Below are 8,104 nucleotides of genomic sequence, written 5' to 3' on the forward strand. Positions count from 1 at the left end.
GGGGTCAGTCCCATTCGTCTCACGCTTTTTCTTTATTAAAATTTAACAGCTTCTTCTAGAAGGGATTTTAGCTCGCTAATTGGCACACGTTTTTGTTCCATTGTGTCGCGGTCACGAACCGTTACTTGGTTATCTTCTAATGAATCAAAGTCAAATGTGATACAGAATGGTGTACCAATCTCATCATGACGACGGTAACGTTTACCAATTGAACCTGCGTCATCGTAGTCAACCATAAAGTCGTTTGCTAATTCAGCAAATACGGCTTGAGCTTCAGTTGAAAGCTTTTTGGAAAGCGGTAATACCGCAGCTTTTACCGGTGCTAAAGCAGGGTGTAGGCGCATTACTGTACGAGATGAACCGTCTTCTAGTTCCTCTTCTTCATATGCATCAATCATGTACGCTAACGTTACGCGGTCTGCGCCTAAAGAAGGCTCGATGCAGTATGGTACGTAACGCTCGTTTGTTTCTTGATCTACGTATTGGAAGTCTTCACCTGAGTGCTCCATATGTTGTTTTAAATCATAGTCTGTACGAGATGCTACGCCCCATAGTTCGCCCCAGCCAAATGGGAATTTGTATTCAAAGTCAGTCGTTGCGTTACTGTAGTGAGATAGTTCATCTGAATCATGGTCACGAAGTCGAATGTTCTCTTCTTTCATACCTAGAGATAATAGCCACTGTTCACATGTTTTCTTCCAGTAATCGAACCATTCTAGTTCAGTTCCTGGTTTACAGAAGAACTCAAGCTCCATTTGTTCAAATTCACGCGTACGGAACGTAAAGTTACCTGGCGTAATTTCGTTACGGAAACTTTTACCAATTTGTCCAATACCAAAAGGAAGTTTCTTACGCATAGAGCGCTGAACGTTTTTAAAGTTTACAAAGATACCTTGAGCTGTTTCAGGACGAAGGTAGATTTCGTTTGTAGAGCTTTCTGTTACCCCTTGGTGTGTTTTAAACATTAGGTTAAATTGACGAATTTCTGTGAAGTTTGCGGAACCACACTCTGGGCAAGTGATTTCATGCTCTGCAATTAACTTTTTCATTTCATCAAAAGAAAGACCGTCTACAATCATTTCAATATCTTTTTCTTGAAGCTTTTCTTCAATTAATTTATCAGCACGATGGCGCGCTTTACAATCTTTACAGTCAATCATTGGATCGTTGAAGTTTCCTAAGTGACCAGAAGCTTCCCATGTTTTTGGATTCATTAAAATAGCAGCATCTAACCCTACGTTGTAAGGAGACTGCTGAATGAATTTCTTCCACCAAGCTTTTTTGATATTATTTTTAAGTTCTACGCCAAGTGGACCGTAATCCCAAGTGTTTGCTAAGCCGCCGTAAATCTCAGAGCCTTGAAAAACAAAGCCGCGATGCTTCGCGTGAGATACAATTTGATCCATTGATTTTTTCATAATAATTCCTCCAATAATAAATGATGTAATAAAAAAAATCTCTCGTCCCTGGGCATATGCAAGCATATGCCCAGGGACGAGAGATTTTCCCGCGGTTCCACCCTGGTTGATACGTACTGTATCCACCTTAAACATGTATATACTCCAGATTGCCTTTTCCTTAAATCTTGCTTTAGGCTTTCACTATCCCTAAATCGCTATTCTACTGCAGAGGGTTTAAGTACTATTAATCCTTCAAAGTATGGCTATACAATTTTGTAGCTATATATTAGCATATCCTATGCAGGGATACAATAACCGTTATAACAAAATGCTTTTTTCGCTTTGATTAATGTGGACAAAAAAGATTAGTTTTCGTTTCGTTTCCCAATCTTAGTTTTGTTATAATGAACAAATGGAAAGTAGTCCGTTAAGTTAATGCATAGTGAAGAGCTGCGGGATAAATAGATGGAGGTTCATACAATGTACGACATAAAAGAATGGAGACACGTATTTAAATTAGATCCAAATAAAGAAATTTCAGATGAAGCATTAGAAAAAGTATGCGAGTCCGGTACAGACGCGGTAATAGTAGGTGGGTCAGACGGCATTACGTTAGATAACGTGCTGCAGCTTTTAATGCGTATTCGTCGCTATACGGTGCCGTGTGCTTTAGAAGTATCGACAATTGAATCAGTTACTCCTGGCTTTGACTCTTACTTTATTCCAACCGTATTGAACAGCAGTGACCCAAAGTGGATCTCTGGTTTACACCATCACGCAATGAAAGAATATGGAGAAATTATGGATTGGGATGAAATCTTTGTAGAAGGGTATTGCGTGCTAAATTCAGAAGCCAAAGTAGCAACTTTAACGAGTGCGAAAACAGACCTAGACGCTGATGATATTGTAGCGTACGCGCAAATGGCAGAAAGAATGTTTAATTTACCAATCTTTTACTTAGAGTATAGCGGTACGTACGGGAATCCTGATATTGTTGAAAAGGTAAAAAAGTCGTTAACTAATACAAAGCTTTTCTACGGTGGCGGTATTAGAACGAAAGAGCAGGCTACTGAAATGGGGAAAATAGCAGATACGGTAGTTGTTGGGAACGTCATCTATGATGATTTATCAACAGCGTTAAAAACAGTAGATGCAGTGAAAAAGAATGTTGCGAACGAAAAATAAAGTAAAGTAAAATAGAACATATGTTTGATTAGGCGGTGAAATGATGAATTTTCTAAGTGAAAAATTATTAACGGGATTAAACTCAGAGCAAAAAGAAGCGGTAAAAACAACAGATGGTCCGCTGTTAATCATGGCCGGCGCAGGAAGCGGAAAGACGCGTGTGCTCACGCATCGCATCGCGTATCTAATGGCTGAAAAAGAAGTGGCGCCTTGGAATATCCTTGCGATTACGTTTACAAACAAAGCGGCTCGTGAGATGAGAGAGCGTGTTAGTGCAATCGTTGGTGGAGTAGCAGAAGATATTTGGATTTCGACGTTCCACTCCATGTGTGTGCGTATCCTACGCCGAGACATTGACAGAATTGGTTATAATCGAAACTTTACTATTCTCGATTCAACAGACCAGTTATCGGTTATTAAAAACGTCTTAAAAGAAGAAAACCTAGATCCGAAAAAATTCGATCCACGATCATTGCTAGGAAGCATCAGTTCTGCAAAGAATGAGTTAAAAACAGCGGATGACTTTGCAAAAACAGCTGCAGGTCCTTACGAAGAAGTCGTGAGCACGGTGTATACAAAGTATGAAAAGCGCCTTAAGAAAAATCAAGCGCTGGACTTTGATGACTTAATTATGACGACGATTCAGCTCTTTAAGCGTGTTCCAGAAGTACTCACTTACTATCAGCGTAAGTTTCAATATATTCACGTTGATGAGTATCAAGATACAAACCATGCGCAGTATATGCTTGTTCGATTGCTAGCGGCGCGCTTTGAAAATGTGTGCGTAGTCGGTGATTCAGATCAGTCTATCTATCGCTGGCGCGGCGCGGATATTACCAACATTCTTTCTTTTGAAAAGGACTATCCAAAGGCATCGGTTATTTTATTAGAGCAAAACTATCGTTCAACAAAAAATATTTTAGCAGCAGCGAACGAAGTTATTGCCAACAACATGAACCGAAAAGCGAAAAATTTATGGACAGAAAACGTAGATGGCCAAAAGCTTTATCGCTATCAGGCAATGAGCGAGCATGATGAGGCTCAATTTGTAGCGCGTAAAATTAAAGAAGCCGTAGATGCTGGTAAACGCAAATATAGCGATTTTGCCATTCTATATCGCACGAACGCTCAGTCGCGTGTGATGGAGGAAGTATTATTAAAATCGAATATTAACTATACAATCGTCGGTGGGATTAAGTTCTACGACCGTAAAGAGATTAAAGATATTTTGGCGTACTTACGCTTAATTGCAAACCAAGATGATGATATTAGCTTAACGCGCATTGTGAACGTACCAAAGAGAGGCGTAGGAGCAACGTCTGTTGATAAAGTAGCAAACTATGCACTAACCCATGATATTTCAATCTTTAAAGCACTTGATGAAGTAGAGCTAATTGGGGTAACCGGCAAAGCAACGAATACGCTTCGAGATTTCCAAGCAATGATTGATAACTTAGCTCAAATGCAAGACTATATGTCTGTAACAGAGCTTGTGGAAGAAGTACTTGAGCGAACGGGCTATCGAGAGTCACTCAAAACGGAAAAAACAATAGAAGCTCAAAGTCGCTTAGAGAACATTGATGAGTTTTTATCTGTTACGAAAACCTTTGAAGAAGCAAGCGAAGATAAAAGCTTAGTCGCGTTCTTAACGGACTTGGCGCTTGTGGCTGATATCGACCAGCTTGATGAAGAGGAAGATGAGAACGAACAAGTTATCTTAATGACTCTTCACTCTGCAAAAGGACTTGAATTCCCGGTTGTGTTCTTAATTGGTATGGAAGAAGGCGTATTCCCACACAGCCGCTCACTCTTTGAAGATATGGAAATGGAAGAAGAGCGTCGCTTAGCATACGTTGGAATTACGCGTGCGGAACAAGAACTTTACTTATTAAACGCACAAATGCGCACACTATTCGGTAAGACAAACGTTAACCCGGCATCACGCTTTATTAGCGAAATTCCATCTGAGTTAATCGAGTCGCTGAATGAAGCGAAGAAATCACCGATGCAGCCAAGCGGAAGAAGCGCATCACCATATGCTGCTCGCAGACAAGCGGCCGTTGCAAAAACAACGCTCACGTCTACCGGTGGCGAATCAATTGGCTGGAGGGTTGGCGACAAAGCGGAGCATAAAAAATGGGGTATCGGTACAGTGGTTAGTGTTAAAGGAGAAGGAGACTCAAAAGAATTGGACATTGCGTTTCCAAGTCCAGTGGGAGTAAAGCGTCTGTTGGCTAAATTTGCACCTGTAACAAAAGTATAATGTGTGAAAAAGGAGTAAGGATATGGATCTTGAAACGAGCAAACAAAGAATTCAAGAGTTGCATGAGCTTTTAAATCGCTATAACTATGAGTATCATGTATTAGATCAGCCAACAGTTCCGGATGCGGAATACGACCGCTTAATGAACGAGCTGATTAAATTAGAAGAAGCATTTCCGGAGTTGAAAACGCAAGATTCTCCTACTCAGCGCGTTGGCGGCCAGGTGCTTGATGCCTTTCAAAAGGTTGAGCACCGCACGCCGATGCTCAGCTTAGGCAATGCGTTTGATGAGCAGGATTTGCGTGATTTTGATCGTCGTATTCGCCAAGTCGTAGGAGATGATTTCTCCTATGTATGCGAGTTGAAAATCGATGGCTTAGCAGTCTCTTTACTTTACGAGGATGGCTACCTAGTACGTGGAGCTACGCGTGGAGATGGGACAATTGGTGAAGACATCACCGAGAATCTGAAAACAATTCGTTCAATTCCTCTTCGTGTAAAAGACCCGGTGACAATGGAAGTGCGCGGAGAAGCATTCATGCCGAGAAAGTCATTTGAAAAATTAAATGAAGCTAAGATTCAAAATGAAGAGCTTCCGTTTGCAAACCCTCGTAATGCCGCTGCTGGTTCACTGCGTCAGTTAGATCCTAAAATTGCAGCAAAGCGAAATCTTGATATTTTTGTGTATGCAATGACGGATGCGGGTGAGCAGGAAGTAGAAGCTCATAGTGAAAGCTTAGACCTTTTAGACCATCTTGGTTTTAAAACAAATAAAGAGCGTCAAAAATGTGCTACCATTGAAGAAGTTCTTGCTTACATTGAAAACTGGCAGGAAAAACGCCCATCTCTTGCTTATGATATCGATGGGATTGTTATTAAAGTCGATTCGTTTGAGCAACAGAGTAAGCTTGGTACAACGGCAAAAAGTCCGCGTTGGGCAATCGCTTATAAGTTTCCTGCAGAAGAAGTTGTAACAACTCTAAAAGATATCGAGCTCACGGTTGGACGTACAGGTGTTATTACGCCGACGGCCATTTTAGAACCTGTGCAGGTTGCCGGTACGACCGTGCAGCGCGCATCTTTACACAATGAAGACTTGATTCGTGAAAAAGACATTCGCATCGGCGACCAAGTAGTTATTAAGAAAGCGGGCGATATTATTCCGGAAGTTGTGAATGTAATTACCGAAAAACGAACGGGTGAGGAACAAGAGTTTACGATGCCAACTCACTGCCCGGAATGTGAGAGTGAACTTGTTCGCTTGGAAGGAGAAGTAGCGCTTCGCTGTATTAATCCAAGCTGTCCAGCTCAAATTCGTGAAGGGCTCATTCACTTTGTGTCTCGCAATGCAATGAATATTGATGGTCTTGGTGAGAAAGTGATTACTCAACTCTTTAAAGAAGAGTTAATCAAAGACGTAGCGGATCTTTACGAACTAACAAAAGAGCAGTTAATTGAGCTTGAGCGAATGGGTGAGAAATCAGCGGATAATCTGTTAAAAGCCATTGAAGCTTCTAAAGAGAATTCTCTTGAAAGGTTGCTATTTGGTCTAGGCATTCGTCACGTTGGTGCCAAAGCAGCAAAAACCCTAGCACAACAATTTGATACGATGGACAAGTTGCAAAAAGCAACGTATGATGAGTTAGTGACAATTAATGAGATCGGTGATAAGATGGCCGACGCAATCGTTACATACTTTTCACAAGAAGAAGTGCAAGAGCTGTTGAGCGAGCTTCAAGAAGACGGCGTTAACATGACGTATAAAGGCCCAAAACCAGTCAATGTAGAAGAGTCGGATTCTGTTTTTGCTGGTAAAACGATTGTTTTAACTGGTAAATTAGAAGAGTTAGGTAGAAGTGAAGCAAAGGCGGAGATTGAAGCTTTAGGCGGAAAAGTAACAGGTAGTGTAAGTAAGAAAACAGACCTTGTCATTGCGGGGGAAGACGCAGGTTCTAAACTTGCTAAAGCAAATGAGCTTGGCATTGAAGTGTGGGACGAAGCGAGGTTACTTATTGAATTAAACAAATAAGAGGTGTGTATAGTTGAAAAAGATATTTTTACTGTCTCTTATGGTCATGCTTATAACCTCAGCATGTACACCTAATTTTTCGAAAGAGGAAGAGATTGTTCAACAAACAGATGATAAAAATGAAAAAGCTGTTATCCCAAAATACAGCATTTCAGATGAGTATTACCGGACAATTCTTCCTTATAAACCGGGAGTAGCGAGAGGCCTTGTAGCAGCGAATATGAATAATCGCCTTGATATTCAAGAGTTTGAAACAGGATTAATGCGTCTAGCGCAAGATGATTTTTCACCTGACAAATATGTGTTCCAAGAAGGGCAATATCTAGACAAAGAGACGATTCGTTCATGGTTAAGCCGTAAGAAAACAGACGCGCAGTTTAAAGAACTAAAGGATAAGACAGAGGAAAATGATCGTGATTCATTAAAGAATGAAGGTCTCAATCCAGCCGATACGGGTGATGGAGACTTAAAAGCACGAAATGAAAGAAGCCCCATGTATTTGGCTCACATTACGGAGCAAAACTACTTAGTTCAAGACGGTGACGATAAAGTTGCGCTTGGCGGGGTAGTTATTGGTCTGGCAATGAACTCTGTCCACTACTATACGCAAGAAGATGGATACGCTCGTGAAGTTAAGCTGGATGATAAAGAAATTGAAGAGCGAGGCAAAGAGATAGCAAATACCATCGTGGATCGTATGCGTAAAAAGAAGGGACTAGAACAAGTGCCAATCACGGTGGCAATCTTTAAGCAAAATCCAAAATCTTCTTTAACACCTGGGAACTTCATTAGCGTTGGCCAAGCTGGCAAAGGACGTAACTCAGTGAACAGCTGGGATAAAGTTGATGAAAAGTATTACCTATTCCCGTCATCTGCTGCCGATAAAGACTATCGCGATGATGCAATGAAGTTTAATGAATTCAAAGCACAAATTGAAGATTACTTCCCGAACTTTACAAGTGTAGTAGGGAAAGGTCATTATATCGATGGTCAGATGCAGAGAATGTCCATTGAAATCCCAATTCAATTTTACGGAAAAGGTGAAATTGTTGGGTTTACTCAGTATGTTGCTGGATTAATGCTTGATCATTTCCCAGACTATATGGAAACAAGCATTTCCATTACGTCTGTAAACGGTCCGGAAGCACTGATTATCCGTAAGCCTGATCAAGAAACGCCAACCGTGCATATTTACGAAAACTAAGTTAAAAGAGGCTGGGACATAAG

5 protein-coding genes are annotated in these 8,104 nt (G+C 40.9%); 4 read left to right on the forward strand and 1 reads right to left on the reverse strand.

Annotation, left to right across the window (positions count from 1 at the left end):
* Window positions 1-35: 35 nt before the first annotated feature.
* Complete coding sequence (locus BFL01S_RS17625; RefSeq protein ID WP_061786498.1) at window positions 36-1,418, reverse strand: glycine--tRNA ligase; 1,383 nt, start codon at window positions 1,416-1,418, stop codon at window positions 36-38.
* A 462-nt stretch (window positions 1,419-1,880) separates the two neighbouring features.
* Between BFL01S_RS17625 and pcrB the strand changes: the two genes are divergently transcribed.
* From pcrB to BFL01S_RS17645, 4 genes are read left to right on the forward strand one after another with little or no spacing between them, the layout of a single operon-like run.
* Window positions 1,881-2,585 carry a heptaprenylglyceryl phosphate synthase gene (gene pcrB, locus BFL01S_RS17630; RefSeq protein ID WP_061786494.1) on the forward strand — a complete coding sequence of 235 codons (705 nt, stop codon included), beginning with the start codon at window positions 1,881-1,883 and terminating at the stop codon, window positions 2,583-2,585.
* Window positions 2,586-2,628: 43 nt separating this feature from the next.
* A complete protein-coding gene (gene pcrA, locus BFL01S_RS17635; RefSeq protein ID WP_061786495.1) occupies window positions 2,629-4,848 on the forward strand; it encodes a DNA helicase PcrA in 2,220 nt (739 codons plus the stop codon).
* Between the two features lie 22 nt (window positions 4,849-4,870).
* Entirely contained in the window at window positions 4,871-6,877 is a 2,007-nt protein-coding gene (gene ligA, locus BFL01S_RS17640; protein WP_061786496.1) for an NAD-dependent DNA ligase LigA, read from the forward strand.
* A 13-nt stretch (window positions 6,878-6,890) separates the two neighbouring features.
* Window positions 6,891-8,081 carry a CamS family sex pheromone protein gene (locus tag BFL01S_RS17645; protein ID WP_061786497.1) on the forward strand — a complete coding sequence of 397 codons (1,191 nt, stop codon included), beginning with the start codon at window positions 6,891-6,893 and terminating at the stop codon, window positions 8,079-8,081.
* The last annotated feature ends 23 nt before the right edge of the window (window positions 8,082-8,104 follow it).

Origin of the sequence: Priestia flexa NBRC 15715, assembly GCF_001591565.1 — a bacterium.
Classification (GTDB): Bacteria; Bacillota; Bacilli; order Bacillales; family Bacillaceae_H; genus Priestia; species Priestia flexa.

Bases quoted from the DNA above. Each gene is read 5' to 3' on its own strand.
- BFL01S_RS17625 (WP_061786498.1), bottom strand. From the start codon at position 1,418: ATGAAAAAATCAATGGATCAAATTGTATCTCACGCGAAGCATCGCGGC.
- pcrB (WP_061786494.1), top strand. From the start codon at position 1,881: ATGTACGACATAAAAGAATGGAGACACGTATTTAAATTAGATCCAAAT.
- pcrA (WP_061786495.1), top strand. From the start codon at position 2,629: ATGAATTTTCTAAGTGAAAAATTATTAACGGGATTAAACTCAGAGCAA.
- ligA (WP_061786496.1), top strand. From the start codon at position 4,871: ATGGATCTTGAAACGAGCAAACAAAGAATTCAAGAGTTGCATGAGCTT.